The sequence below is a fragment of the Bacteroidia bacterium genome, from assembly GCA_041391665.1.
Classification (GTDB): domain Bacteria; phylum Bacteroidota; class Bacteroidia; order J057; family J057; genus JAGQVA01.
In genome coordinates, this window is the sequence record JAWKNO010000001.1 from 1,034,099 (window position 1) to 1,059,918 (window position 25,820).

Annotated in this window: 21 protein-coding genes; 11 read left to right on the forward strand and 10 right to left on the reverse strand. The window is 45.4% G+C overall.

The genetic code is table 11. From position 1 onward, the window contains the following. Nucleotides 1–14: 14 nt before the first annotated feature. From R3D00_04315 to R3D00_04355, 9 genes are all read left to right on the forward strand, one after another. Entirely contained in the window at nt 15–1,106 is a 1,092-nt protein-coding gene (locus R3D00_04315; GenBank protein MEZ4772384.1) for a winged helix DNA-binding domain-containing protein, read from the forward strand. Nucleotides 1,107–1,122: 16 nt separating this feature from the next. Then, nucleotides 1,123–1,626, forward strand: coding sequence for a GNAT family protein (locus R3D00_04320; GenBank protein MEZ4772385.1), 504 nt, complete (start codon nt 1,123–1,125; stop codon nt 1,624–1,626). Nucleotides 1,627–1,757: 131 nt separating this feature from the next. Beyond that, nucleotides 1,758–3,962 carry an alpha-galactosidase gene (locus R3D00_04325; GenBank protein MEZ4772386.1) on the forward strand — a complete coding sequence of 735 codons (2,205 nt, stop codon included), beginning with the start codon at nt 1,758–1,760 and terminating at the stop codon, nt 3,960–3,962. 194 nt (nt 3,963–4,156) lie between these two features. Then, nucleotides 4,157–5,908: a PQQ-dependent sugar dehydrogenase gene (locus R3D00_04330; GenBank protein MEZ4772387.1), complete on the forward strand. Its 1,752-nt coding sequence runs from the start codon at nt 4,157–4,159 to the stop codon at nt 5,906–5,908. A 138-nt stretch (nt 5,909–6,046) separates the two neighbouring features. Beyond that, nucleotides 6,047–7,285 (forward strand): XRE family transcriptional regulator, encoded by a 1,239-nt coding sequence (locus R3D00_04335; GenBank protein ID MEZ4772388.1) that lies wholly within the window; start codon nt 6,047–6,049, stop codon nt 7,283–7,285. A 5-nt stretch (nt 7,286–7,290) separates the two neighbouring features. After that, nucleotides 7,291–7,776 (forward strand): hypothetical protein, encoded by a 486-nt coding sequence (locus R3D00_04340; protein MEZ4772389.1) that lies wholly within the window; start codon nt 7,291–7,293, stop codon nt 7,774–7,776. 338 nt (nt 7,777–8,114) lie between these two features. Then, nucleotides 8,115–9,101, forward strand: coding sequence for a nucleotidyltransferase (locus R3D00_04345; protein MEZ4772390.1), 987 nt, complete (start codon nt 8,115–8,117; stop codon nt 9,099–9,101). A 145-nt stretch (nt 9,102–9,246) separates the two neighbouring features. Further along, nucleotides 9,247–10,245 carry an SAVED domain-containing protein gene (locus tag R3D00_04350; GenBank protein MEZ4772391.1) on the forward strand — a complete coding sequence of 333 codons (999 nt, stop codon included), beginning with the start codon at nt 9,247–9,249 and terminating at the stop codon, nt 10,243–10,245. Between the two features lie 189 nt (nt 10,246–10,434). After that, a complete protein-coding gene (locus tag R3D00_04355; protein ID MEZ4772392.1) occupies nt 10,435–12,030 on the forward strand; it encodes a hypothetical protein in 1,596 nt (531 codons plus the stop codon). A gap of 1 nt (nt 12,031) precedes the next feature. Here R3D00_04355 and R3D00_04360 read toward each other — a convergent pair whose 3' ends face one another. Genes R3D00_04360 through R3D00_04405 form a run of 10 tightly spaced genes read right to left on the reverse strand, consistent with a single transcriptional unit; the run spans nt 12,032 to nt 20,733 of the window. Next, complete coding sequence (locus tag R3D00_04360; GenBank protein ID MEZ4772393.1) at nt 12,032–12,721, reverse strand: hypothetical protein; 690 nt, start codon at nt 12,719–12,721, stop codon at nt 12,032–12,034. A 23-nt stretch (nt 12,722–12,744) separates the two neighbouring features. Then, nucleotides 12,745–13,908: an ATP-binding protein gene (locus R3D00_04365; protein MEZ4772394.1), complete on the reverse strand. Its 1,164-nt coding sequence runs from the start codon at nt 13,906–13,908 to the stop codon at nt 12,745–12,747. A gap of 46 nt (nt 13,909–13,954) precedes the next feature. Next, nucleotides 13,955–14,638, reverse strand: a complete 684-nt coding sequence (locus R3D00_04370; protein MEZ4772395.1) for a class I SAM-dependent methyltransferase — start codon at nt 14,636–14,638, stop codon at nt 13,955–13,957. A 5-nt stretch (nt 14,639–14,643) separates the two neighbouring features. Further along, complete coding sequence (locus R3D00_04375; protein MEZ4772396.1) at nt 14,644–15,432, reverse strand: TatD family hydrolase; 789 nt, start codon at nt 15,430–15,432, stop codon at nt 14,644–14,646. Continuing rightward, the gene (locus tag R3D00_04380; protein ID MEZ4772397.1) at nt 15,429–16,061 is read right to left on the reverse strand and encodes a CoA pyrophosphatase; all 633 of its coding nucleotides are present in this window, start codon (nt 16,059–16,061) and stop codon (nt 15,429–15,431) included. Before R3D00_04380 ends, R3D00_04375 begins: the two co-directional genes overlap by 4 nt. Continuing rightward, nucleotides 16,058–16,630 (reverse strand): Uma2 family endonuclease, encoded by a 573-nt coding sequence (locus R3D00_04385; GenBank protein ID MEZ4772398.1) that lies wholly within the window; start codon nt 16,628–16,630, stop codon nt 16,058–16,060. Before R3D00_04385 ends, R3D00_04380 begins: the two co-directional genes overlap by 4 nt. Nucleotides 16,631–16,686: 56 nt before the next feature. Next, nucleotides 16,687–17,730 (reverse strand): 23S rRNA (adenine(2503)-C(2))-methyltransferase RlmN, encoded by a 1,044-nt coding sequence (rlmN, locus tag R3D00_04390; protein ID MEZ4772399.1) that lies wholly within the window; start codon nt 17,728–17,730, stop codon nt 16,687–16,689. A gap of 56 nt (nt 17,731–17,786) precedes the next feature. Further along, nucleotides 17,787–18,527, reverse strand: coding sequence for a phage Gp37/Gp68 family protein (locus R3D00_04395; GenBank protein MEZ4772400.1), 741 nt, complete (start codon nt 18,525–18,527; stop codon nt 17,787–17,789). Continuing rightward, nucleotides 18,524–19,678, reverse strand: a complete 1,155-nt coding sequence (tcmP, locus tag R3D00_04400; protein MEZ4772401.1) for a three-Cys-motif partner protein TcmP — start codon at nt 19,676–19,678, stop codon at nt 18,524–18,526. Before tcmP ends, R3D00_04395 begins: the two co-directional genes overlap by 4 nt. A 47-nt stretch (nt 19,679–19,725) precedes the next feature. Then, on the reverse strand, nt 19,726–20,733 hold the full coding sequence (locus R3D00_04405) for a 2-oxoglutarate and iron-dependent oxygenase domain-containing protein (GenBank protein ID MEZ4772402.1): 1,008 nt from the start codon (nt 20,731–20,733) through the stop codon (nt 19,726–19,728). A gap of 318 nt (nt 20,734–21,051) precedes the next feature. On the opposite strand from R3D00_04405, the gene R3D00_04410 reads away from it, so the two are divergent. Further along, entirely contained in the window at nt 21,052–24,015 is a 2,964-nt protein-coding gene (locus R3D00_04410) for a SusC/RagA family TonB-linked outer membrane protein (GenBank protein ID MEZ4772403.1), read from the forward strand. 10 nt (nt 24,016–24,025) lie between these two features. After that, nucleotides 24,026–25,711 carry a RagB/SusD family nutrient uptake outer membrane protein gene (locus R3D00_04415; GenBank protein ID MEZ4772404.1) on the forward strand — a complete coding sequence of 562 codons (1,686 nt, stop codon included), beginning with the start codon at nt 24,026–24,028 and terminating at the stop codon, nt 25,709–25,711. Nucleotides 25,712–25,820 lie beyond the last annotated feature (109 nt).

Genomic DNA, 25,820 nt, shown 5'->3' on the forward strand with positions numbered 1-25,820 from the left:
GATGCTGAAAATCAATGACAGACAATTTAACCCAAATTTCCCACATTCGCCTCGCGAGTCAGCAGATTCCTTCAACTACTCTGAAAACAATTCCGGAAATGATCTCGTGGATGGGAGCTATGCAGGCGCAGGATTATCCGATGGCAAAATGGGCAATGGGAATCCGGCTGCCCGGTACAACAGATGTAGAAATCGAATCAGCGATCAATACTGCGGCAATCATCCGCACCCATGTCATGCGCCCTACCTGGCATTTTGTATCGCCTGAAGATGTGTATTGGATGCTGGCGCTTACAGGTCCTCGTATAAAAGCTTCCATGAAGTCCAGACATATTCAACTCGAACTTACCGAAGAGATTTTGAGAAAGTGTTATCAGGTGTTGGAAAAATCTCTGGAAGGAGGAAACCATCTCACCCGCGATGAAATTGTGAAGGAATTTGAACGGGCAGGTGTGGTGGTCGATAACTCGCGCGCTGCCCATATTATGATGCGTGCTGAAATCGAAATGCTGGTTTGCAATGGGGTTGTGAAAGGGAAAAAACAAACATATGCGCTTCTGGAAGAAAGAGTACCCATGGTGAAGAAACGCCAGGAAGAAGAAGCACTGGCAAAGCTGGCAGAAAAATATTTTTTCAGCCACGGCCCGGCCACTTTGCAGGATTTTATCTGGTGGTCAGGACTGACGACTACTTCTGCCCGCAAAGCGTGGGAAATGATCCGCCCGGATCTTGAAGTTATCAAAGACAATACGGGGCAGGTTTATGGTTTTTTACCCAAATATCGCGCTGCACCAACTTCAAATTTCCGTGTATATTTACTCCCCGCCTTTGATGAATATTACGTCAGTTACAAAGATCGGAGGGCAGCGATTTCATCTGAGGATTTTGTAAAAGCCGTTTCCAATAACGGTGTGTTCAGACCTATCGTGGTGGTGAATGGCGAAATCAGAGGAATCTGGAACCGGACAGCCAAAAAGAATCATCTGGAAGTAAAAGCGCAGTTTTTTCGTCCGCCCGAACCAGAAATTCTGGCAGAAACGGAAAAATCAGCCCGAGTGTATGGCCGTTTTTGCGGATTTGACGTAACAGCCTTTGAGTACGAATAATCATTTACCCTGAATTATGGACTTTATCCTCCGCCCCTGGACTACGGAAGACCTGGGAAGTCTGCTCAGATATGCCGATAACTACAACATCGCCAAAAATCTGACCAACAAATTTCCGCACCCCTATACCGAAGAAGCGGGAAGAAATTTTATTGCCTTTGCCACCAGCAGAAACCCTGTACATATCCTCGCGATTGACATAAACGGGGAAGCTATTGGCGCAACAGGCATACATCAGCAGGAGGATATCATGTGCAGAAATGCAGAAATGGGCTATTGGCTCGCCGAACCATTCTGGGGTAAGGGAATTGTGACAGAAGTGGTAAAACAGATGGTCGGATACGGATTTGCCAATTTCGACATCGACCGCATCTACGCACGTCCCTTTGGCTCGAATATCGGTTCGCAGCGCGTGCTCGAAAAAGCAGGCTTTACCCTCGAAGCCCGGCTGGAAAAAACCCTTTATAAATGGGGAAGATACGAAGACGACCTGATTTATGCCGTGAGGAGAACTACATAAACCATTCGATCCATTATTCGTGCATTCGTGGTTTTTATTATAACAAGTTCAGAAAACCACGAATGACGCGAATGTACACGAATGAATAATTATCCTTACTTTGGCGCATTAATGCTTTAAACTTAAGCCCTATGCGTTTTGTAAGGATTTTTTTGCTGTTGATTTCCGTTTTTTCTCTTGGAAATCTGTATTCCCAGACACCAGTTACGATTCCCGTTGAAACCAATGACTATGCGCTGGTATTGCAGACAGATGATCACCAGCGGGTAAATACCGTTTATTTTGGCAAAAAACTCCATTCTGCCACCGAGTACGCAACCATTTCCAGCCTCTACCGGATGAACGACAATAACGCCGGAATTTACACCAACGCCTATACGCCTTCCGGTACCTTTAACCTGGTGGAGCCTGCACTTTCGATCGAACATGCCGACGGCAATCTCTCCACGGACCTGCATTATGTCAGCCATACAACTACCTCACAGGGCGATAATGTGAGTCTGACAACCATTCACCTGAAAGATCCGCTTTATCCTGTGGAGGTGATGCTTTTCTACAAATCATACCACAAAGAAAATGTCATCGAGCAGTGGGCAGAAATCAAAAATGGCGGAAAAAAAACCATCACACTCGAAAAATACGCATCAGCTAACCTCTATTTTACTTCCCAAAACTACTACCTCCGGCACTACCATGGCAACTGGGCGCGGGAAATGAAACCCGAAGAAACGCTGTTGACAGCCGGAATTAAAACCCTCGACTCCAAACTCGGCAGCCGCGCCAATCTGTACCAGCCGCCTACATTTTCGGTTTCATTTGATCGCCCGGCTACAGAGGAAGACGGAAAAGTAATGCTCGGCACATTGGCATGGTCAGGCAATTTTAAAATGGATTTTGAAGTTGATTCTTATCACAACCTGCGCCTCATCGCCGGTATTAATCCTTTTTCCTCCGAATATGGGCTGAAGGCAGGCGAAACTTTTCAGACTCCGGCATTTATCTACACCTACTCCGAGCAGGGAACCGGTCAGGCGGGCCTTCAGATGCACAACTGGGCGAGAGATTACCGTATTCCCGATGGGAATGGTTCGCGCCTTACCCTGCTCAACAACTGGGAGGCGACATACTTTGACTTTGATGAAAACAAACTGGTCGGACTGTTTCAGGGAGCAAAAAAACTGGGAGTAGATATGTTTTTGCTCGATGACGGCTGGTTTGGCAACAAATACCCCCGCAACGGCGACAACGCCGGACTGGGCGACTGGCAGGAAAACCGCAAAAAACTTCCCCACGGCATCGGTTATCTGGTAGCAGAGGCCGAAAAAGCCGGGGTAAAATTTGGTATCTGGGTCGAACCAGAAATGGTCAATCCTAAAAGCGAATTATATGAAAAACATCCCGAATGGGTGATCCGCGAGCCGGAAAGACCGGAGCAATACTTCCGCAACCAACTGGTGCTGGATCTGTCCAATCCTGCGGTTCAAAATTTTGTGTATAGTGTATTGGATACTCTTTTCACCGAAAATCCCACGCTGGCTTTTGTGAAGTGGGACTGCAACGCGGTGATGTTTAATGCCCATTCGGCTTACCTGGAAAAAAAGGGGGAAAAACAGTCGCATCTTTATGTGGACTATGTAAAAGGGCTGTACAGCGTGTTGGAAAGACTCCGCGCCAAATACCCGAAAGTGCCGATGATGTTGTGTTCGGGTGGGGGAGGAAGAGTAGATTATGAAGCACTGAAATACTTCACGGAATTTTGGCTCAGCGACAATACCGATCCGCTGGAGAGAGTGTTTATTCAGTGGGAATATTCATTTTTTTACCCGATGATCTCGCAGTGCAATCACGTGACAGACTGGAGCAAAGTGGGGCTGAAATACCGGACAGATGTAGCGATGATGGGCAAACTCGGCTACGATATAGTGGTAGATCAACTGGACGAAAAAGATTTGCAGTTTAGTCAGGAAGCGGTGAAAAATTACCAGTCCATCAGCGATGTAGTCTGGCATGGCGATTTTTACCGGCTGGTGAGTCCGTGGGAAAATCCGTTTGCCTCGATGATGAGTGTGAGCAAAAACCAGGATAGGGCGGTGGTGTTTAATTACCTGGTAACCAACCGGTTTGACTTCACCTATTCCACTCTGCCGGTGAAACTAAAGGGCCTTGATCTCGCAAAAAAATACCGACTGAAGGAATTAAATGTTTACCCCGGCACGCGGTCATTGATAGATACGGAAGCCATTTATTCAGGAGAATTTCTGATGAATGTAGGATTTAATCCAACCATGAGCCTGCGGCGGACGAGCGTGATTGTGGAAGTAGAGGAGGTGAAGTAAATTTACGGAGAATTGGAAATAACCACGGAGAACACGGAGAACACGGAGAACACGGAGAATTTTTTAATACCCTCCGTGTTTCTCTGTGGTTAAAACTCAATTTTGAAGAAGTAATGCACAGGTTTTAATATTACATCCGCTTTATTTATTCCATCTTCTCACAAAAAACAATAAATTCGGTCAACCAATGACCTATGAATCACGCCTCACGCTATCTGCTTACTGCTACCGGCAAAATCCTGCTGCTTTTTCTTGCTTTCAGCCTCCTACATTGTGCTCCTGAACACGGTCTCCCACCCGGCGACCCCGACAATGGCGGTCTCCTCCTTCCCGACGGCTTTGAAGCCGTGGTTGTGGTGGACAGCGTGCCCGGAAAAGTCCGCCATCTGGCGGTCAATACCAATGGCTACATTTACGCCAAAATCCGCTTCTCCGATGAGAAGGGTGGGGTAGTCGCCCTCCGCGACAACGACTACGACGGCAAAGCCGACGAAATGGAATTTTTTGGTAAATACCCCCATGAGGGGAAGTGGAGTCTGCAAACCGGTGCCCGCATCTACAACGGCTACCTTTACTTTACCACCGAACTCGAAGTATTTCGGATGAAACTTCCCCGCTGGGGACTCGTGCCGACAGGCGAGATGGAACTCGTCATCAAAGACGACCATGAGCACGGACGGCACGAACATATAGCCAAACCCATTACTTTTGACAATCAGGGGCATATTTACGTTCCTTTCGGCGCGCCTTCCAATGCCTGTCAGGAACCCAAACGCACCCCTGAAAAACCAGGCCTCGATCCATGTCCGCAGTTGGAAGACCACGCAGGCATCTGGCGGTTTGACGCAAACAAACTCAACCAGACACAAAAAGACGGATACAGATTTGCCACCGGCATTCGCAGCGTGGTAGGGCTGGACTGGAATTTCCAGGACAGCCAGCTTTACGTCGTGCTTCACGGGCGTGACGACTTGTTGCGGTTGTGGCCGAAAGTCTATTCTCCCTGGCAGAGCGCGGTTCTGCCTGCGGAAGAATTTGTACGAGCAACAGAAGGATCAAATTTTGGCTGGCCTTATTGCTATTACGACCAGATTCAGGGCAAAAAAGTGCTGGGCCCGGAATATGGTGGCGATGGGATAAAAGTGGAGCGATGTGCAGATTTTGACGATCCGCTGATCGGTTTCCCAGGGCATTGGGCGCCCAACGATATGATGTTTTACACCGGGGAGATGTTTCCGGAGCGGTATAAAAGCGGCGCGTTTATAGCGTTTCACGGCTCTACGAATCGCGCGCCGTATCCGCAGTCGGGGTATTTTGTAGCATTTGTGCCTTTTGAGAACGGCAATCCTACGGGCGAATGGGAGATATTTGCCGACGGATTTGCAGGCGTTGATCCGATTGTAAGCGTGAGTGATGCCGTTTATCGACCCATGGGCCTGGCGATGGGGCCGGATGGATCGCTGTACATCGGCGACACCGAAAAAGGCAAAATCTGGCGGGTGATGTATAAAGGAGACAAAGCGGCATTTGGCAGCAGTGAACTGGCGGCGATGGAAGCCCGCAAAAAAATGTCGCATATCCGCACGCCGGATCAGATCGAAGACAATTTGCAGAGAGACGAAACAGCACCCGGGGCTGCCACATATTTCCAGTATTGCGGTATATGTCATCAGGCCAACGGCGAAGGCGCATCGGGGCGATTCCCCCCGCTTAAAGGCACCGAGTGGGTAACCGGCGACAAAGATCGGCTGATCGGCATCGTCCTCAACGGAGTAGAGGAACCCCTCGAAGTCAACGGCGAGACCTACACCAATCCTATGCCCCAGCACAGCTTCCTCAGCGACAAAGAGCTAGCCGATGTACTCACCTACATCCGCAGCAACTTTGGAAATGAGGCGGAGGCGGTGACGGAGAAGGAGGTGAAGGCAGTGAGGGGGCGGAAATAACCGGAGGTATAAAGAAAGAGTAGACTAAATCTACATTATAAACAACTCTATATGCTAAAAATATTATATTTTTTTTTGGCTCAAAAGTAAACCATTTGATAAATATTTAATTATATTTGTTCAAATAATGGCTCTTTTATGGACAATACTAAAAAAAATATCTATTCAGGCGATGATGATGACCTTTTAATGCAGGAGATATATAAGTACCTCGGGGAGGATTTGGAGATCAATCTAAAGACCTTGATGGAAAATAAAAAGGTGCAGTTTGGGATTTCTTCAGACCGGCAATTGAGTCAAATAATTGGGATTGACCGAAATACTATAGGGCGTATATTAAACGGGGAGGTGCAAAAAGTTGATATATTGTCAATTTTAAAAATCAACCAATTTTTAGGCATTCCCTTAAATCGGTTGATTCAGATTTATGTGGCTTCAATGCAATCAGGCTCAGTCGCGGAATTAGAAGCCGTGCGAAAGAAAACATTTATTATCGAAAATTTTGACCTCAATTCTTTAAAAAAAATTGGGTTCATCGAAACTACAACCGATTTTGATCAAATAGAACACCGAATTTGTAGTTTTTTTGGTCTTGAAAGCCTTTTCCAATTCAAACAGGAGATCGGAAATGTCTTATTCAGCCGCACCAAAAACGCATCAGATGACAAAATTCGTGAGTTTTGGGTCAGATGCGCCTTTACGCAGTTTGAAAGAATCAATAATCCCAACAATTTTGAAGCGACTCTGGTTGAAAAATTCGCTACTAAAATACGGCTTCACACCCGGCAGGAAGAAACTGGTTTGATAACGGTTCTTCGGGCTTTATATTCTTTGGGTGTGACGGTAATTGTGCAATCCTATCTTTCAAAGATTCAGATTCGGGGAGCGACATTTTCAGTAAATGGAAAACCCTGTATTGTTATTACCGACTATCGGAAATCATATGATACCCTATGGTTTTCGCTGATGCATGAATTGGCTCACGTTATCTATGACTTTGAAGATATTAAGTCAATGAAATACCATCTAACAGGAGGGATTCCGGATTTATTTATTACGGAAGAGCAAGAAGGAGTAGCTGATTATTTTGCCCGACAATTACTGGTGTCCGATGATAAACTAAACTATATATTACCGTTTATAGACACCCCAACTATTGTAAATGATTATGCAAAAAAAATAGGTGTTCACCCAGCATTGATATATGGGTTTTATTGTTGGGATCAATCTTCCCGAGACAGAGAGATATACGCAAAATATGCTTCTTACATCCCTAAATCAACCCAAGCGGTTCGATTGATGAAATCAAATCCCTGGGAAAAAACCAATCTGTTTGAGCAGGTAGAATACATAAAAGCACAACTTCAAAATTTTTAATTTTTATGGAAGAAAATAAAAAGAAAACCCAACTGACTGCGGAAGAGAAACGCAAGAGGATTCAGGAATTGGCTGCGAGTCAAAAAGAGACGGCATCTCCCCAGTTATCACTTGATTTGGAGCTTGAAGATGAAGATGGGGAATTTGATACATCGGTTCTAAGGGACACCCAAAACCCGGAATTATCCTATAAACTCTATTATGAAATCAGAAGGCTTCTTATGTCTTATCTTCCAAAAGGATCCGAGCATAAAAAACTGCGAGGCTTTATCTATGAAGAGAAAAATATTTTTCTAAACCGGGGTAAACAAAAAGATGCACAAGGTTTCAGAGGTAGTGATGGAAGAATGAGTTATATTAGTTCATCTTTGGAAATTGCGTTGGAGGCAGTCAAAGAATGGATCAAAACAGGACCAGAGCCAACAGCGATATGGGAAAAATTTAATGAATTGAACGAGAAGTTTAAAGAGGAGAAAGATGAGACTTCCTGACCAGTTATCATTAGGGAATTATGTTTTTAAAATTGGATGTATTATACGATTCTTCAGAGCCAAAAACTTTTAAGCCACCCACGGCAGAGGAAATATCAGTTTACCTTGAGCGCAAATAAACCTACCTTGCCAAAGCGCTCGAAATTGCCCAACATATCGCAGATTGGAGTAAAATCGCCAAAAAACTCGCTTCTTTTGAAAGGCTGAAAAGATTTGCAGAAGAAGTGTGCGGGTGAATTAGGATGGTACCTGTACTGTTCCCAAATAATGACAATTTGTCATTCTATGCTTTTTGGGCATAGCTATTGAATTTAGTTATAAAAACTAAATTTAATATCATGTCCCAAACAAACTTCAACAAATTCCATGAAAAGATTCGTCTTACTTTTGAGGAATCAAGTGCTTTACGTGAAAAGCGTGATCTTTTAGTAGAAGAAATCCGCAAAGACATCAAAGCAAAATTTGACAGCCTACCCATCAAAACACCCAGATTTGAGGTTTTTAATCAGGGGAGTTATTATATAGGCACTGGGATCAAACCCTTACCCGATGAAGATTATGATATTGATATTGGATTGCAGTTTCATTTCACAAGAGAAGACCATAAACCCGTTGAGGTAAAACAGTGGATTTACGATGCCCTGTCAAAAAACCCCAACCGAAAGGTAGAGTTTAAAACTCCCTGTATCAGGGTACAGTACACAAAAAAGGGAGATGACTTGTTTCATGTGGATATTGTAGCATACTGTGAAGGGCCTGGCTTTTTGAGCGACAAAAATCTCTATATAGCAAAGGGCAAGCTTAACTCTACGTCGGAAAATAAAAAATGGGAAATATCACAGCCTCATGAACTCAAGAAGAAACTTGATAACAAATATTCGGGAGAAGATGCGCAACAATTTAAAAGAGTGATAAGATATTTAAAGCGGTGGAAGGATTTGCATTTTTCATCCAGTGGTTATGCGCGTCCGACCGGTATTGCCATTACGGCTTGTGCTTACAACTGGTTTAGTCCTTACACTGAATATAACTTCATAGGCGGAAAACGCACCTACAACGATGCACAGGCAATAAGAAATTTGGTAAGTTCAATGATATCCCATTTTGGATGGCCGAATGAAAGAATAAGTGTCAAACTACCCGTAGAGCCGGGAAATGATTTATTTGAGAAAATGGGCAGCCAACAACACAAAGACTTGAAAACAAAACTTGAAAGACTTCGGAATAATCTCGATGAAGCCATGCGATTGGAGCGAAATGGAGATATAGCAGGAGCGCGAAAATTGATGGTAAAAGAATTTGGTTCTGACTTTCCCGGTTCATAGGTAAATCATGACACAAAGAAAATCCATTCCCGAAGCTACCAAACTCCGTCTTTGGACGGAGGCCGGTGGCAGATGCCAGTTTAGCGGCTGCAATAAACGACTTTGGGAAAATAACCTTACCCTTTCAGATGGAAATTTTGCGCAGATGGCTCATATCATCGGCGCAAGTGAAAAAGGTCCCAGAGGACGACAAAAAGTATCCATTTTGGCCCAGACAGATTTCGAAAATCTCATGCTTCTGTGTGCAGAATGTCATAAGGAGATAGACGCAAATCCAGATAAATACACTGAAAATATACTTAAGGAATGGAAGCGAGACCACGAAGAGCGAATTGAAATTCAGACAAACATTACCCATCATATCCACCGCTCTACAATCCTTATATTTACCGCTAAGATCAAGGAAAGAATGCCGCAGGTGAATGATGATGCGACTCACAATGCGATGTTTCCCAAATTCCCTACGACAAAACGCCCGTTACGGATAGAATTTCCTGATTTCGACAGAGAAAATATAAATGAATGGGAATCTGCCAAAACAGCCATTGAAAAACGAATCAAAACCATGCAAAATGACGGCTATGATGGAAAAACCGTTTCTCATCTATCCGTTTTTGCGATTGGACCTATGCCCTTGTTGATGTATTTGGGGAAATGCATCGGAGATACCATTCCTGCAAATATTTACCATGCAAACCGAAATAGTTCCGACACAAACAATACCTGGTCGTGGGCACAAGAACCTGATGATATACATTTCCAGGTTAAAGAAATTCAGCAAAATGACCAAGCTAGACATATTGCGGTTTTGTTATCTATAAGCGATTCGGTCACGGGCAAAAAAGTATCTTCGTTCGTTCAGGATGACTGGTCTGTTTATGAGATTGCTATTGAAAATCCATCTACCCATTTAAAATTAGCACCCGACCATATGGCCCAGTATAGCAAAACCTTTAGAAATCTTCTGAACCAAATTCAGGAAAGAAATGGCCTTAACTGCGAAATAAACATCTTCCCCGCAATACCAGCTGCTCTGGCTGTTGAAAGCGGGAGGGTGTTATTGCCTACAAAAGATCCGAAGATTTGGGTTTATGAGTTTATTCCAGAGAAAAAATCCTTTATTAGAGCCTTGAGATTACAATAATCTGTAATAGTCATTTTGAAACATTCACTCAAGGCGTTGAAAATATATCTGTGTTCTCGTTGCATTGCTTTAAAAACAATCTTCCCCAAAAGCAATTCTCCGGTTTTTCTTCTAATCAATCCAATCCCCCCCCATCCCTTCCATTTCTCCCGCCTACTATTTATATTGCCTTTTCGGTAGCTGTATCGCATGAAACAATCCAAAACCGCTCCCAAAAGCTCTAATCCTAAATCTGAATCCGCCTTTTTTGCCAAAGGAAACCCACCTTCGGCTGATCCTTTTTTCTCCCCGCAGGCTCTCCAAACTCAAAGCCAGCCCTCTCAGCCGCCCGCCATCCAACGCACGCTCGATTGGGATGAGGCCAAAATGGCCCGGCTCGCCGGGGGGAAAACCTTCCGCTCGGAAGAATATAAAAATATCCTCAGGGCGATCAAAACCTATAAAGAAATGGTCGAACCGGGGCCGCTGCCTGACCACATGAAAGTACAGCGGCTGTACGAACTCCAGGGTTACGCCATCACATGGCTCGAAAAACATAAAGACGATACCGGCGATGCTACCGTCGAATCCCGCCGCCAGGCGATTGAGGATTTTGCTTACCGGTCTATTATTCAGGAAATTACCCGACTCGGTGGTGATTATACCGAAGGCAAAAGCCTCGGCGTCATCGGCAAAGGCCAGGTCGGGGAAGTAAAAGCCGTGGACTACTTTATCCCCGGACAGGAAAATCCCGAAAAACGCCTGTTTAAACCCTCCGAAGAAAGTTATGACGAATCCGTGGACTCCGCCAGAGATTCGGGCATCCCCACCTCCCGCGCCCTTCTCTCCAACCGCGCCGTAGCCACTTCTGTGCTGGATCATTTGTTTGGCTTTCACAGCACCGTCTCCACCGATTTTGCATTCGACCCCGACAATCCACAGAAGTTTGGCATCGCTATGGAAATCGCTCCGGGCCTTTCTCCGCAAATGGTTCATCACGAAAAAACAAGTGATGGCGATCTTGAATTACATTTCTACCGGGAGTTTAAAATGGAGGACATCGAACTTCAAAAACAACTCTCCACCCTTCAGGTGTTTGATGCCATCACCGGGCAGGTGGACCGCCATCCCGGCAACTATTTTGTCAGACAGACCGGCGACAGCACGACGGTTAGGGGCATAGACAACGATTTTTCTTTTGGGAAAAAACATACCGATGTGAGCAAAGGCGCATCAGATAAGTCCAAATACCACAGTTTTCCGGCCTACGTGCAAAAATCTGTAGCCCAAAAAATCCGCAGCAAATCGGAGAGCGAAATCCGCGCAGCGATTCGCCCGCTGCTGCCTCCCAAAGAAGTGGATGCAACCATTCTTCGCTTCAAAAGTACCCTCACACAGCTTGATCTGCTCGAAAAACAAGGCCACCTGCTCGACGATGCTGACTGGGGAAACCAAACGGCCAAAGGCTCAAACGAAGGCGATTACGCACGTTTTCTTCAGGACAATACCGAAAAGAAAAAATCAGATGCCATGAGTATCGCCTATGATTCTGACCAGACCGCATTTGACCGCGCCCGCATGGAAAAAAAATACACCAGTGCCTATGGCGCTTTATTTAGTCTGATGAGCCATGACACCGACGACCTGAAAAAAGGCGTTTATCCCCCCGCGTTTAAAGCAAAAACCAAGGAAGAATTTAAAGTAGAAGTGAAAAAGGTCTATCAGGAAGTGCTAAAAGAAAATATCAATATCGTCGGGCATACCGCAATCCAGATGCGGATAGATTTTATTTTGGATAAATTGTAAATCAGAGTTGGTGGTAATAATTGAGCAGTGCTTTCAGCGTTTCTGTTTTTTTTCCTGAAATCTTTTCCTTTTTTACATAAGCCTCCATTTCAGGCTGGTGATCGGGAAGGAGCTGGATCATCTTTTTTATACTGCCAAATTTTTCCGTCCGGCCATCTTCATATTCAAGGAAATACTGCGGCGGCTCCAGCAGATAACGCGCAGGCTGGGGATCCTGAATGGCTTTAGGTGCCACGGCCGGCTTATAGGTTACGGTTAGTTTTTCCAGTAAGGATACTTTGTTGCCGGTGTGCACAAGTCTGAAGAATACCCCATCTACTCCCTTTTCGGTCGGATGTTTGCGGTATACCATCGTGTCTTCTCCCAAAATCGCCATCTGAAGCGCGGGAACTTTGAGTAGCTCCAATACTTTTTCCTTTTGAAAATACTCGATCTGGTCTTTAAAAATATTATACCGCAATAAAACAGGGGTAACAGGTTTCCGGTTGTCATAAATTACTTCCCCTACGACAAATTCATTATTCAGGTAGGGCGAACCTTTTACCTCTTCAGCCTCATCGTTATAAGCATGGTTAAGGTTGATGGTACGAATGGCATAGATCAGTTTGGGGTCGGCATTGATATCTTCCTGAGCATAAACACCCTCGCTCCAAAGAAGTCCGATAATAATGAATACGTAGTGTAGTTTCATATCAGGAAGATACGCATTTAGTTTCAGGAAAAAATCTGATCTAAATCATGATAGCTTAAAACCATCACATTTTCCGCGAGCGGATAACTGCTGGATGTGGGGCAAACTATAAACTTTTGCCTGACATTTAAATCTTTCCCGGCTTCATAAAATCCCCTGCCAGGTTTCGGTGTGCTCGTAAATTTTACTTCAACCATCACTTCCGGAACGCCTCCCGGTGCAATGACAATATCCGCCTTTGTGCCGTCCTGTGTTCTGTAATAAAACAATTCGGTTCGGGCGGGAACTTTGGCCGCAATCTGCTGAAGAATAAAGGCCTCCCATGAATTGCCAAGCATCGGATTTCCCATTAGTTCTTCCAGGTTTTGGATATTCAGAAGGGAATGTAATACGCCCGTGTCGCGAATAAAAACTTTCGGTGATTTTACCAGCCGTTTTTTGATATTGGCGTGGAAGGGTTGTAATCGTCGTATAAGAAATGCTGACTCAAGAAAATCAATATAACGCCTGACGGTAGATGCTGTTATACCCAAAGACCGGGCGATATTTTCCAGATTGAGTGGCTGGCCATTCATATGAGCCAGCATCGTCCATAGTCTTCTTATGAGCATAGGGTCTGCTTTCAACCCCAGAAGGGGAATATCCCTTTCCAAATAGGATTGGATAAAATTGCCCCTCCAGTCAAAACTGTCCTGGTCATTTTCTGCCAGCAGAGATTCAGGAAACCCCCCTCTGATCCATAATGCCTGGTAGTCTGCGATATTGGAAAGTTCTTGCAGAATAAAGGGCGAAAGTTCCATATAAGCAACTCTTCCTGCCAACGATTCCGAAGTATCACGAATGACATCGGGAGATGCTGATCCCAACAAAATAAATCTGCCCGGCCTTCTGTCCCGATCGATCAGCGCGCGAAGAATCGGAAATAACCCAGGCATCCGTTGGACTTCATCAATAATAACAGTTTGGTCTTTAACTGACTCCAGATATAGGGTTGGATTTGAGAGCTTATTGATATCCTCCGGATATTCTAGATCAAGATAGATAGCAGGTCTGCCCAGAGAGTTGGAAATATGCTTGACCAGTGAGGTTTTTCCCGCTTGCCTTGGTCCAACGATTACAACCGCTGGGTATCTTTCAACCCGATACAGGATATCCTTTTCGATAAATCTCTGAATATATGTCTTCATAACCCTGCAAATCTAGCATTAATTTACGGATTTGCAGGGTTGATTTTTAAAAAATCACATAGTCCACACGATAAGCGGCGTAAGGCAAGTCTCCGGGCTGCGTCCGTTTTTCACAGTTTAGGCCCACTTCCCTGCAAATTTTTTGAAATTCCGCCTCTTTCCAGAACTTCCCCATCGGATGCCGCCCAAGAAAATGGCTGATCCGATACCGAAAACGGGCCATCTGAGACGGGAAGAAGACCGCTATTTTTGCATCATCGGGCACATCGCCGATAAATATTTTGCCGCCGGGTTTCAGCAATGCGGCCATTCCCATAATAGCTGCCCTTCCTTTTTTGTAGCTGTCAAGGTACTGAAAGGAAAAATAGAGATTGATCCGGTCAAACGGGCCTTCCACATGTGAGGTCAAAGCCAATGCATCGGCGACCTGATATCGTATGGTAGGGGAAGAAAAATGGGTATTTGCCAGCTGGATTTGTTCGGGAGAAATATCTACTCCCAGCGTAGCCGTACATTCTTCGGCCAGAAGACGAGTAAGCATACCATTGCCACAACATACATCGAGCAGGGTGTGATCCGGTTGAAGATCGAGCTGAACCACAATGTGAGCGGCAATCCGGTGTAATTGAGCTTCTGTTAAGGGTTTTTCTCCCAACAGTCTTGCTACCTGCGCATGAGGATTTTCACTGCTTCGGGCAATCTTGTCCCAGTATGTCTGCCAGTTGATCATGGAATTCAGGAGACGATCACAGCTGTGCGAAAGACTTCCCGGGTATTTTTACCCGTAATCCGGGCGATTTCCTCCACCGAAGTATCAAAAGTTTCGGCCAGTTTGGCGGCTACATATTGCGTATAGCTGCTTTCATTGCGTTTGCCGCGATGGGGTTCAGGCGGAAGGTAGGGGCTGTCAGTTTCTATGACGAGATGGTCGGGACCAATTTCGGCAAGTACGGTCGGGAGGACGGACTTTTTGTAGGTGACGATTCCTCCGATACCAAGTTTGAAATTGCCGAGAGAAACGATTCGTTTTGCCTGGTCTGCCGTGCCATCAAAACAATGGAAAATTCCCCAGAGGCTTTCGTCGTGGTTTTTTTCAATCATTTCGATGGTCTCATCAATCGCATTGCGGGCGTGGAGAATAATGGGCAACTGCCGATTTTTAGCCCAGTTTATCTGAATCTGCAAAGCCTCCCGCTGAATATCGAGGGTGGTTTTGTCCCAGTACAGATCGAGGCCGGTTTCGCCGATGCCATAGTACGTGTATTCGCCTTTGTCCAGCCATTCTTCCATGACCTGAAGCTGCTGTACAAAATCTTCTTTCACGTGGCAGGGATGCAGACCCATCATAGGAAAGAAAAAATCTTTAGCCAGATCGGTCAGTGCATGAACGGCGTCGATACTTTCTATGTCGATATTAGGTAAAAAAACTGCCTCATTTACCGATTTTGCGCGGAAAATGACTTCGTTTTGATCCTGCTCAAACTTCCGGCTGTAGAGGTGGGAGTGTGTATCTGTCAGTTTCATTTTACTTCCTTCAGGATTTCGAGAAATTCTGCGATCATCATGGCGGTAGCGCCCCAGATCAACTGATTGCCATTGACAGTAAAGCCAGGGGCTGTAATATAATTTCCTCCAAAAACTTCCACGCGATGGGAACCCCGGATATTTTGGTCGGCCAGATGTCCAATTTCAACTTCGACTACCCCTGCCACTTCGTTGGGATCGGGAATAAAGTCAGGCCTGCGTGGAGAAAACCCCACAGTAGGATATACAAGAAAATTGCTGGGGGGAATGTACAGTTCGGTCATTTGCCCCAGCACCTCCACATCTTCCCGGAGGATGCCGAGTTCCTCATTAGCCTCACGCAGGGCAGTATCAACAAAATCAATATCTCCCTCATCTCTGCTCCCACCTGGAAAGGATATCTGTCCGCTGTGAACTCTTCCATCTTCTGCGCGGCGCATAAAGGGTACATACAGGCTGCCATTTTGTGGATATACGAGGATGAGCACGGCGCTTTTGCGCACATTGTCGGGTATCAGCGGATTGCGTCCCCGAATGCCAGGAGACATTGTCATCTGCGCGTCCAGACCAGGCAGGGGCTGGCTGAGCCGCTGTTTCAGTTTATGGATAAAGAATTGCAAATCGTTCATTCGCTGCCGGGAAACACGTCCAACATCAGTTCAAAACCAGGCAATACATCTTCTCCGGATAGAATCTGGTCAAATCCTTCCACAATGGTATGATTGCCGCTTTGGCGATATATGTAAACTTTTTCGTTTCCGGGGTCAATCAGCCAGCCGAGGCGGGCGCCATTTTGAATATATTCCTCCATTTTATCCTGAAGCGTTTTGAGGTGATCAGTTTCAGAGCGAATTTCTACCACAAAATCCGGACACACGGGAGGGAATTTTTTTAATTGCAGACGGGTCAGCCCGGCAAGTCTTTCAAGAGAAATCCATGCAGCGTCGGGCGACCTTGTTGCCCCATTGGGAAGAATATAACCTGTGGATGAATCGGTTACTTTTCCGGTTTTTTTCTCAAAGTTCCAATTGCCTAACTGTCGGTTCAGTTCGCTGTTAAAATCTCCGGTTTCAAATCCTGTGGGGGGTATAATAATGATTTCACCTTGTGCTGTGCGTTCTATTTTCAAATCTCGTTGTTCCTGACAGAAGAGGAAAAATTCCTCGTCATTCAGGCGGTTGAGAATATGGCTTTTCATGATTACCGACATGGTACAAAGATCAGTGTATGGATGACAGACAAATATACAAAATTTTACCGATTGTGCCGCAGAGCAAGTTGTCCGCATCCACCGTCAATATCCTTGCCGCGGCTCCGCCTTACGTTGACGATTACCCCCGCATTTTCAAGGTATCGGATGAAGGCATCCATGCGCTCTGCAGTGGTATTAAAAAGGCCGGTTTCGGGCACAGAATTGTATTCGATCACATTGACTTTGGAGGGAATGACACGGGTAAAATCGGCCAGTTCGCGGGCATCGTCAAGGGTATCGTTGAAGTCTTTGAAAATAATATATTCGTAAGTGACCCTTGTGCCCGTTTTTTCATAAAAATACCGCAGGGCATCTTTGAGCACTTCCAGCGAATTGGAATCATTGATTGCCATCATCTGGCTGCGTTTGGCGTCATTGGCGGCATGGAGGGAGAGGGCAAATTCAAATTTCACATTGTCGTCGCCGAGTTTTTTGATCATTTTGGCGATGCCTGCGGTGGAGACGGTAATGCGTCGGGGCGACATGCCCATACCCTCCTCAGAGGTCACCATTTCGATAGAGCGGATGACATTTTTGTAGTTGAGCAGCGGTTCGCCCATGCCCATATAGACGATATTGGTGAGTGGTCGGCCAAAATGTTTATCTGCTTCCTGGCGGATGATATGGATTTGGTCGAAGATTTCGTAGAAGTGGAGATTGTGTTTGAGCGGGAGAAGCCCGGTCGCGCAAAATTTGCAGGCCAGCGAGCAGCCCGCCTGGGAGGAGATGCAGGCCGTGAGGCGGTTGGGAGTAGGGATGAGCACCCCTTCTACCTGTTCGCCATTGGGGAGGCGGAAGGCATATTTGATGGTGCCGTCGTTGCTTTTTTGTTGATTGTCGATGACGACTTTCCCCAGCGAGAAGCTGGCGGCGAGGCGTTCGCGGAGCGGTTTGGAGAGGTTCGACATTTCCTCAAAATCCGAGACCGGCATTTTCCAGAGCCATTCATAGATTTGTTTAGCCCTGAATTTTTTTTCATTCCAGGACTCCAGCAGCGATTGCAGCTCTGCCAGACTGAGGGCACGTATGTTGGGTAAAAGATTCACCCTGCAAAAATACAGTTTGTGGGGGGAAAAAGCTATTTTGGGGGGAGGCGGAGATATTAATTTACCTTAATTATTTGAGGTTCCTCATTCCATTCTTGCCCTTCAAAAAGACGTCCGTTTGCAGATTTATTTCGTTTTATCCCATCGGCGCCCCAAGTTCCCCATTGCTTGAAGAAAAATGCTACTTTCTCTTCTTCGCATTGAGACTGAATATTTTCTATCCAGCTATGCTCCATAGGTCTTGCCTTGTTTCCACTTTCGCCTCCGACAATTACCCAGTCAATACCTTCCAGGTTTATTTCGCCAAGATCCTCCAGTAAAGGTTCAAGGGAAAGAAACCGAATCGAAGCATCTACTGATCTCAATAGGTCTATTCTGAACTTTTGTGCAGGGTTTTCAACACTCACTCCCATCCATACATTATTAGGTATTTTCCTGGTAGTAGTATAATTGATCAGAATATGTGGTCTTTTGGTTAATATCTGATAAGTATGATGAGGGGTATTGGATATAACTTCAAAGACACTATCTAAATAATCAAAAGGCATCTTTTCATGGAAAAGATCACTCATGGAATTGACAAAAAATTTAGTAGGTTTTTTGATCTTAAGAGGCATTGTCAATCTTTCCGGAACGAGAGTAAACTCAAAACCATTTTCATACCCCCTTGTACCCATCGCCTGTAGGCGGTTGGACATAACCTCTGCATAACAAAACTTACATCCTGCGGAGACTTTATTGCACCCGGTACTTGGATTCCATGTCGCTTCTGTCCATTCTATTTTTGATAACTTCATCGTTTCGATAGTAAAATGTAGTTAATACATCGTTTATATTTTCCAAAAGTACTTTCGTAAGTTAATAAAGGCGATTTTTCAGTGAAATCAACCAATTTCTCTCTCTTCATTGCCTTGACGACATTAGAAGCATGACTTCCAATGTGGCCTTCTTCCAGTGTGAATAAAAAAATATCCTGATTCGTTTTCAGCTCTCCCGAGAGAATCTTCTCACGCAATTTTTCATTAAATGCTTCTAACTTTGTCTTAGGCTTACTGCCAAAAAGTGTAAGTTGAGATTTCTGCACGTCTTCATCTAAATCAAAATTTGCTTCCCCATTTAATTCATTATGCTTCCAGGTTATTCCCAGAAACTTGTCAACCGCTCTTATATGACTTGCTCCGAAAATAATGCCGTAGATATTGGATTGTTTTCTAATAGAAAAGGGATACAACTTAAGTTTCGAACCTTGTGGGATTTTTTTCCTTAATTGATTTAGCAAACTTCGATGAATAAGCCTGTATGGCTGTTCTCGAATTTCCTCCATGTTTAAAGAAATGTTTTTCTGAAATTCCTCCGTATTTCCAAATCGCTGAAAATAAGATGAGGAAACGAAATAAAGAAAGTCAGTTTGGCTATGAGTACTAAATTCAAGCAAATATGTGTCAGCAAGGAACTTAATCCCATTTTGATCAAGAAATAGAAGGCTTGGAAATTTTTTAATAATATGGATAAGCTTTTCAAAAATAATTTCAAATGAATCATGAGAATAGAATACCTGAATAACTTGTTTCAATTCTTGGTTTTGGTCTAAAAAAGCTTCGCAGGCGGTTTTCATCAACTCAAACTTATTGGAATCATACTCATTCAGATAAACTGATATCAGAGTATCCTTTTGAACAATATTAGAAACCTGCTCAAGTATTTTTTTTAGAATCCGTATGGGGCTTCCTGGAACGCCATTCTTATCATAACCAGTTCCGGCAAAGAAATCAAAAATATGCAAATGTTGCCCACCTATCATAGTGAATATTGGGATCCATGCTTGTGCGTATTGTTCAAAAATTTCAAGTTTTGAGAGAGTTTCCGCATCAAAAGGTTTTTCATGGAGGTCTTTTACCGGCATTGCAATTTTTTTTAGCAAATTAGATAAAAAAATAGAATCAGTCAATGCCTTTCCATTTGGATTGTAAAAAAATCCATCTCTCACTTTCCCCCTCACCCCACATCCCGTCTCAACTGCGGAAATACCTTCGCTACCTTCCCCAGTACATAGTCGCCATAAGTGCCTTCGAATGTGTGTACATTTTCTCCGTCCCAACGGGCCTCCGGCTCGTCAGACAACGCTGCGATATGCCGCAGGTCTATGGGTTTGACCTCCACGTCAAAATTGGGGTCAAAGAAAAATGGAAACGAATACCGCTCCCGGCCACTCGTATTGCGCACCCGGTGGGGTGTCGAACGATAATAACCGCCGGTCATCCGGTCGAGCATATCGCCGATATTGCAGATGAAGGTTCCCTCAATATAGGGCGCTTCAATCCATTGTCCGTGTGATCTTACCTGCAAACCTCCGACTGTATCCTGCTTGAGAATGGTCAGCACGCCGTAGTCGGTATGTTCGCCCACACCCCAGGGCATGGCTGCTGCATCTTCCTTCGACTCGGGCGGATAGTGAAAGATGCGAAACAGGGTCAGCGGGTCACTGGTGTATCGGTCCGAAAAGTACGATTCGGGTAACCCCAGACTCAGGGCCAGCCCTTCCATGAGCTGGTGCCCCAGCGTGGTCATGGCACTGGTATAGGAAAGTACGGTTTCCCGCAATCCGGAGGGGTGACCGGGAAATAAATTGGCGCCGTGCATGGGTAGTTTCGCCCGCACGCGGGGATCTTCAGGACCAAGCTCCGTACCAAAGTAGAGGCCTTCCTTCCTGTCAGGCTTACCTGAGGTGAGTTCCTCACCAACCGGAAAAAATCCCCGCCAGGCTCTGCCCCCCAGCTTCATGTGTATGTTCATTTTCTCCTCCAATGGCAGGGCAAAAAATTGTTCACTCAGTTGGTGGAGGCGGTTTTGAAGGGTTTCGTCAATGCCGTGCCCCCGGATATAAAAAAAGCCCGATTCACGACAGGCTGCATGGAGTTGTTTTGCAACGGAGTTTCGGTCGCCCTGACCCGCAACGAGGGGAGAGATATCGATGACTGGGACATGGGTCAGCGGAGTTTGCATATGATCAATATTATTGAATGACATACCCGGTTTAAAATAAAATTTTTTGTTCTGCCTTTTGAACTATACCCATTGGTAAAATCATTTTGCCTCCCTATATTACTTAACATTTGGCTAACAAATGATTAATATTTGGTTAATGTTGGGCCTCTGATAAACAACTCACAATTAAACGTTCATTAAGTTTTTGGGGAGGCTAAAGCCTTTCTTTTTTTCTATCTAACTATGTACTGTCTACTTAACTACAATTATAATTTTGCTTCGATGAAACATTCACTACGTTTTGCATCTCCAGATTCATGGTTGCTGCGGTTTTTTATGTTGAACTTTTTGTTCCTGCAGCTTGCATGGGTTACGGCAAAAGTGCCTGAAACCGTCTCTATCGCTGATTTTACTGTCAGTGGTCGCGTCATGGATGCCCAGTCAAAAGAACCCCTTGTTGGCTGTACCATCACGCTCAAAGGTGCTACAACCGGTACACTTTCTGGCGACGACGGCAGATTTTCGATCAGTGTGCCTGACGAAAAAGCCGTACTGGTATTCACTTACCTCGGCTATGAAAAACAGGAAGTAACCGTCGGCAACCGTACGTCCATTGACGTGATGATGGCTGCTTCCGGTCTGGAACTTGACCAGGTTCTTCTCGTTGGTTATGGCTCTACCGCCAAAAAAGATCTCACAGGTTCGATCACCTCGCTTAAAAGTGATGACTTCAACCGTGGGATTATGAATTCACCCGAACAGCTTCTTCAGGGTAAAGTCGCAGGGGTAAATGTGACCTCTGCAAGCGGCGAACCCGGTACAGGTCAGAATATCACTGTGCGCGGACCCGGTGGCGTTCGTACCGGAAGTACTCCGCTGTTTGTACTTGACGGACTTGCACTGGACAACTCGAGCACAGGTGGCGCGATTAACCCGCTGACCTTCCTCAATCCCGAAGACATTGAGTCCATTGATGTGCTGAAAGATGCATCCGCAACCGCTATCTACGGTGCCCGTGGTGCCAATGGGGTCATCATCATCACCACCAAAAGAGGCAAAACTGGTGTTTCTTCCTTCAACTACAATGGAAGCCTGGGTTTATCGACCATTGCTCGCCCTCTGGATGTATTTACCGCTGATGAATACAGACAGGAAGTGGTGAAAATCGGTGGTATCCTCGACGACCGCGGTGGCAATACTGACTGGCAACAGGAAATTACCCGTCAGGCGATTACCCAAAACCACAACTTTTCTATGGGCGGCGGTGCCGGTGATCTTACCTACTACGCTTCTTTTGGGGTACAAAACCAGGAAGGTATTCTGAAAAATAATCAGTTTGACCGCCTCTCGGGAAGGATCAACGCTACACAAAAACTCTGGGAAGACCGCCTGTCCATTGACGTGAATATCAACGCAACCAACTCTGTCAATGAGCGCCCGCCAATTGGTTTTTTGGTCGGAAGTGCTATCACAGCTAATCCTACCTATCCGGCGTATGCTTCAGATGGTACGCCATTTATCGATCAGAATTTTACCAGTCCGCTCAGAGTGCTGGATCTGGAAAAAGACATTACCACTACCAACCGGGTGATTGCCAATGTTTCTCCCTCTCTCAAACTGATGAAAGGGTTGGTGTATAAGCTCAATTATGGTCTTGACTACTCCAATTCCACACAAGATATTCAGTCTCTGGCAAGCAATTTGCCACAGCAGGACGGTCGCCTGGAGTCCCGGTATATTACCAATCGCAACGAGCTGATTGAAAATTATCTTACCTATACCTACAACGGCGATAAACATAACCTGACTGTACTGGGAGGACATTCCTACCAGACGATTTTTGTACAGGGACGCACCAGTAGCATCAACAAATTTCCTGTATCGGATATCGAGCCAATCTACAACCCCGGACTGGGGCAGGAACTTACGCTCGCGAGCAATAAGCCAACAGGTTTTGCTGTGATCAATGAATTGCAGTCTTTCTTCTCACGGGTAAATTATCAGCTGATGGATAAATACCTGCTGACAACTACCGTACGTGCAGATGGTTCTTCCAAATTTGGTGAAAACAATAAATATGGTGTTTTCCCTTCCTTCTCCCTCGGCTGGAGAATTTCTGAAGAAGCTTTTATGCAGAATACACCTTTCAGCGAATTGAAACTGCGCGGTGGTTACGGATTGACCGGAAATCAGGAAATCCCTTCCAAGATTACCCAGTCGCTGTTTACTTCCTCTGTGTCAAGTACTACCAGCTATCCGCTCTCTCCGGCTGGGCCATTTCCTGCGGGAACATCTTTCACACGTCTGGCAAATCCCGATATCCAATGGGAAGTATCTTCGCAAATCGACCTCGGACTTGACTTCGGGTTGTTTGACGGAGCACTTTACGGCTCTATCGATTACTTCAACAAGGTATCCAATAATATCCTGCTGGAGGTTATCCCTGCCGACCCGGTACAGCCTGCGAGCAGTTTCTGGACCAATGTGGAAGACATGACGATTACTAACCAGGGATTTGAGTTTGAGCTTAATTACCGTTTCCTCTCCGAGAAAACTTTCCGGTTTGAAATTGGCGGTAACCTGACTCTGATAGACAATGAGGTAACAGGTTCACCTTATACCGTAATTCCTTCGGGAAGTGCTTCCGGTTCCGGTCTGACCTCTGCCACAATCAATGGATATGTAAACGGACAGCCTATCGGTACATTTTTCCTGAGAGAGTTTATTGGCTTTACAGATGATGGTCTGAGCGAATACAGCGATATCGACGGAGACGGCCTGGTAGGAGATAATGACCGGGTTGCAGCGGGAACTGCTTTGCCAAAACAAATCTTTGGATTTAATACGATTTTGGGATTCAAGGGCTTTGAACTGGTGGCCAACCTCAACGGAGTTGCCGGAAACAAAATCTATGACAATACTGCCAATGCCAATTTCTACAAACTGCGTTTGTCCAAAGGTATAAATACTACTGCCGAGGCGATTGCTTCTCCCGAAGAATCCATTAACAATGCGGCGCCTGTTTCCACCCGTTACTTAAAAGATGCTTCATTTCTCCGGATGAACAACCTCAGCCTGAGCTACAATGTCGATACTCAGGCAATGGGTATCGGTAAATGGGTAAAAGGCCTTAGACTGTCTGTAACTGGTCAGAACCTGTTTGTCATCACTTCCTATGATGGATTTGATCCGGAAGTAAACACAGACCGCACGATCAACGGAATCTCTTCTTATGGAATTGATTATCTCAGCTACCCTCGTGCAAAATCGCTCATCTTTGGCATTAACGTCAATTTCTAATTCTCCGACAATGAAAAAAAATCTATTGATATTCACGCTCCTCAGTGTCATGATGGTGTACAACAGTTGTACCGACCTGAAGGAGAATATTCTCGACGAAACCTCTGCTACCGGCCTTTCTGACAAAGAAGCTGCCGAAGGAATCGTTGCACCGGTTTATGCGTTGCTGCCCAGTCTTTTCCAGCATACCCGCTACTTCGCATTGCAGGAAATCTCTACAGATGAGGCCATTTTGCCTTATCGCGGAGGTACAGACTGGGGCGATAATGGTATTTATATCGAAATGCACCAGCACAATTACCGCAGCACGGATCCCAATATCCGCGGTACCTGGACTTTTCTGCTTACCAGTATTTCACGGGCAGTTACGGCGATTAACGTATTGCCCGAAAACAGCGATCCTTCCGCACAGCTTTACCTTGCTGAAGCCCGGGGTATGCGTGCTTACTATTCGCTGTTGACGCTGGATCTTTTTGGGTTGGTTTTTGTAAAAGATGACCTCAATCAGACCTCAACGATTCTCCGCGGTTCGGAAGCCGTAAACTTCATCGAAAGCGAGTTGCTCGCCGTCGAACCTTCTTTGTCAAACGACGTCGGACATGGAAGATTTAACCGCGCTGCTGCATGGGGACTGCTGGCAAGGCTGTATCTGAATGCTGCTGTTTACAGAGATCCTTATTCTACCAACTTCGACTTTACAGGGTCTGATATGGATAAGGTTGTCGAGTACACCGACAAGATTATCAACTCGGGTTTGTTTCAGTTGTCGTCAGACTATTTCTCTATTTTTGATTCTGACAACTACGACAACAGCGAGATCATATTTGCGGTAGATCAGCGGGCAGAACTCAACGGACACAACCGGATGGCTTATTTTTCTCTTTCCGGAGATCATTATCCATTACCAGCTTTCCCAAATGCAAATGGAACAGACGGCCCGGGTATTACTTCAGATTTTTACCAGACATGGGTAAGTGCTTACGGAGCTGATGATCCTTCTGTTGATCCGCGCTTTTACCAGCAGAATCTTGGGGTATATACCAATCCCGCAGATACGTGTGTGGCAGCTGCCGATTTCAAAATCGACAGAGGCATCCTGAGAGGTCAGCAATACGGTCTGATTCGCACCAATGGTGTATTTGAAACCTGTGCTGACGGCAAACTTCGCATTGGCCCGCTTACCAATGCTTCCCGCAATCGTCAGGATTTGCCGGTCAATTTTACCGAACAAATAGACTTCACGGTAGAAGGCAGTAACTACAGCACGGGTTTTCGGGTAGAAAAATACGAGTTTAGCCCCAAGTCTTCCAGCGGAAGAAACTTTGGTGATGCAGACCTTGTGATTATTCGCCTGGCCGACGTATATCTGATGCGTGCAGAAGCTAAACTCAGAAAAAACAACGATGTAGGTAGCGCCCTGGCGGATGTAAATACCGTAAGAGCTTCCAGAACCAGCACAACTCCTCCTCCGGCACTGACAGATATGTCGCTAGATCTGTTGTACCGCGAGCGTGGGTTTGAGTTTTACTGGGAAATGCTTCGCCGCACCGATATGATCCGGTTTGGCAAATATGAAGATACATGGACAGAAAAAACCAATTCCGATCCAAGGAAGAGATTGTTCCCGATTCCCCAGACAGCCATTGATGGAGCTTCCAACCTCCCCGGCTATCTGGAGCAGAATGAAGGGTACTAGAATTTAAGGACTTTGAACATTGAAAAAAACCCGGCTCATCTTTTGGATGGGTCGGGTTTTTTGTTTATGCTTTCTCCATTTGGCAGTAAAAAAATCTTATATTGTGACA

Bases quoted from the DNA above. Each gene is read 5' to 3' on its own strand.
- R3D00_04370 (MEZ4772395.1), bottom strand. From the start codon at position 14,638: ATGATCAACTGGCAGACATACTGGGACAAGATTGCCCGAAGCAGTGAA.
- R3D00_04385 (MEZ4772398.1), bottom strand. From the start codon at position 16,630: ATGAAAAGCCATATTCTCAACCGCCTGAATGACGAGGAATTTTTCCTC.
- R3D00_04315 (MEZ4772384.1), top strand. From the start codon at position 15: ATGACAGACAATTTAACCCAAATTTCCCACATTCGCCTCGCGAGTCAG.
- R3D00_04345 (MEZ4772390.1), top strand. From the start codon at position 8,115: ATGTCCCAAACAAACTTCAACAAATTCCATGAAAAGATTCGTCTTACT.
- R3D00_04360 (MEZ4772393.1), bottom strand. From the start codon at position 12,721: ATGAAACTACACTACGTATTCATTATTATCGGACTTCTTTGGAGCGAG.
- R3D00_04405 (MEZ4772402.1), bottom strand. From the start codon at position 20,733: ATGCAAACTCCGCTGACCCATGTCCCAGTCATCGATATCTCTCCCCTC.
- R3D00_04330 (MEZ4772387.1), top strand. From the start codon at position 4,157: ATGAATCACGCCTCACGCTATCTGCTTACTGCTACCGGCAAAATCCTG.
- R3D00_04325 (MEZ4772386.1), top strand. From the start codon at position 1,758: ATGCGTTTTGTAAGGATTTTTTTGCTGTTGATTTCCGTTTTTTCTCTT.
- R3D00_04320 (MEZ4772385.1), top strand. From the start codon at position 1,123: ATGGACTTTATCCTCCGCCCCTGGACTACGGAAGACCTGGGAAGTCTG.
- R3D00_04395 (MEZ4772400.1), bottom strand. From the start codon at position 18,527: ATGAAGTTATCAAAAATAGAATGGACAGAAGCGACATGGAATCCAAGT.
- R3D00_04375 (MEZ4772396.1), bottom strand. From the start codon at position 15,432: ATGAAACTGACAGATACACACTCCCACCTCTACAGCCGGAAGTTTGAG.
- R3D00_04350 (MEZ4772391.1), top strand. From the start codon at position 9,247: ATGGCTCATATCATCGGCGCAAGTGAAAAAGGTCCCAGAGGACGACAA.
- R3D00_04410 (MEZ4772403.1), top strand. From the start codon at position 21,052: ATGTTGAACTTTTTGTTCCTGCAGCTTGCATGGGTTACGGCAAAAGTG.
- R3D00_04380 (MEZ4772397.1), bottom strand. From the start codon at position 16,061: ATGAACGATTTGCAATTCTTTATCCATAAACTGAAACAGCGGCTCAGC.
- R3D00_04365 (MEZ4772394.1), bottom strand. From the start codon at position 13,908: ATGAAGACATATATTCAGAGATTTATCGAAAAGGATATCCTGTATCGG.
- R3D00_04355 (MEZ4772392.1), top strand. From the start codon at position 10,435: ATGAAACAATCCAAAACCGCTCCCAAAAGCTCTAATCCTAAATCTGAA.
- R3D00_04335 (MEZ4772388.1), top strand. From the start codon at position 6,047: ATGGACAATACTAAAAAAAATATCTATTCAGGCGATGATGATGACCTT.
- R3D00_04340 (MEZ4772389.1), top strand. From the start codon at position 7,291: ATGGAAGAAAATAAAAAGAAAACCCAACTGACTGCGGAAGAGAAACGC.
- R3D00_04415 (MEZ4772404.1), top strand. From the start codon at position 24,026: ATGAAAAAAAATCTATTGATATTCACGCTCCTCAGTGTCATGATGGTG.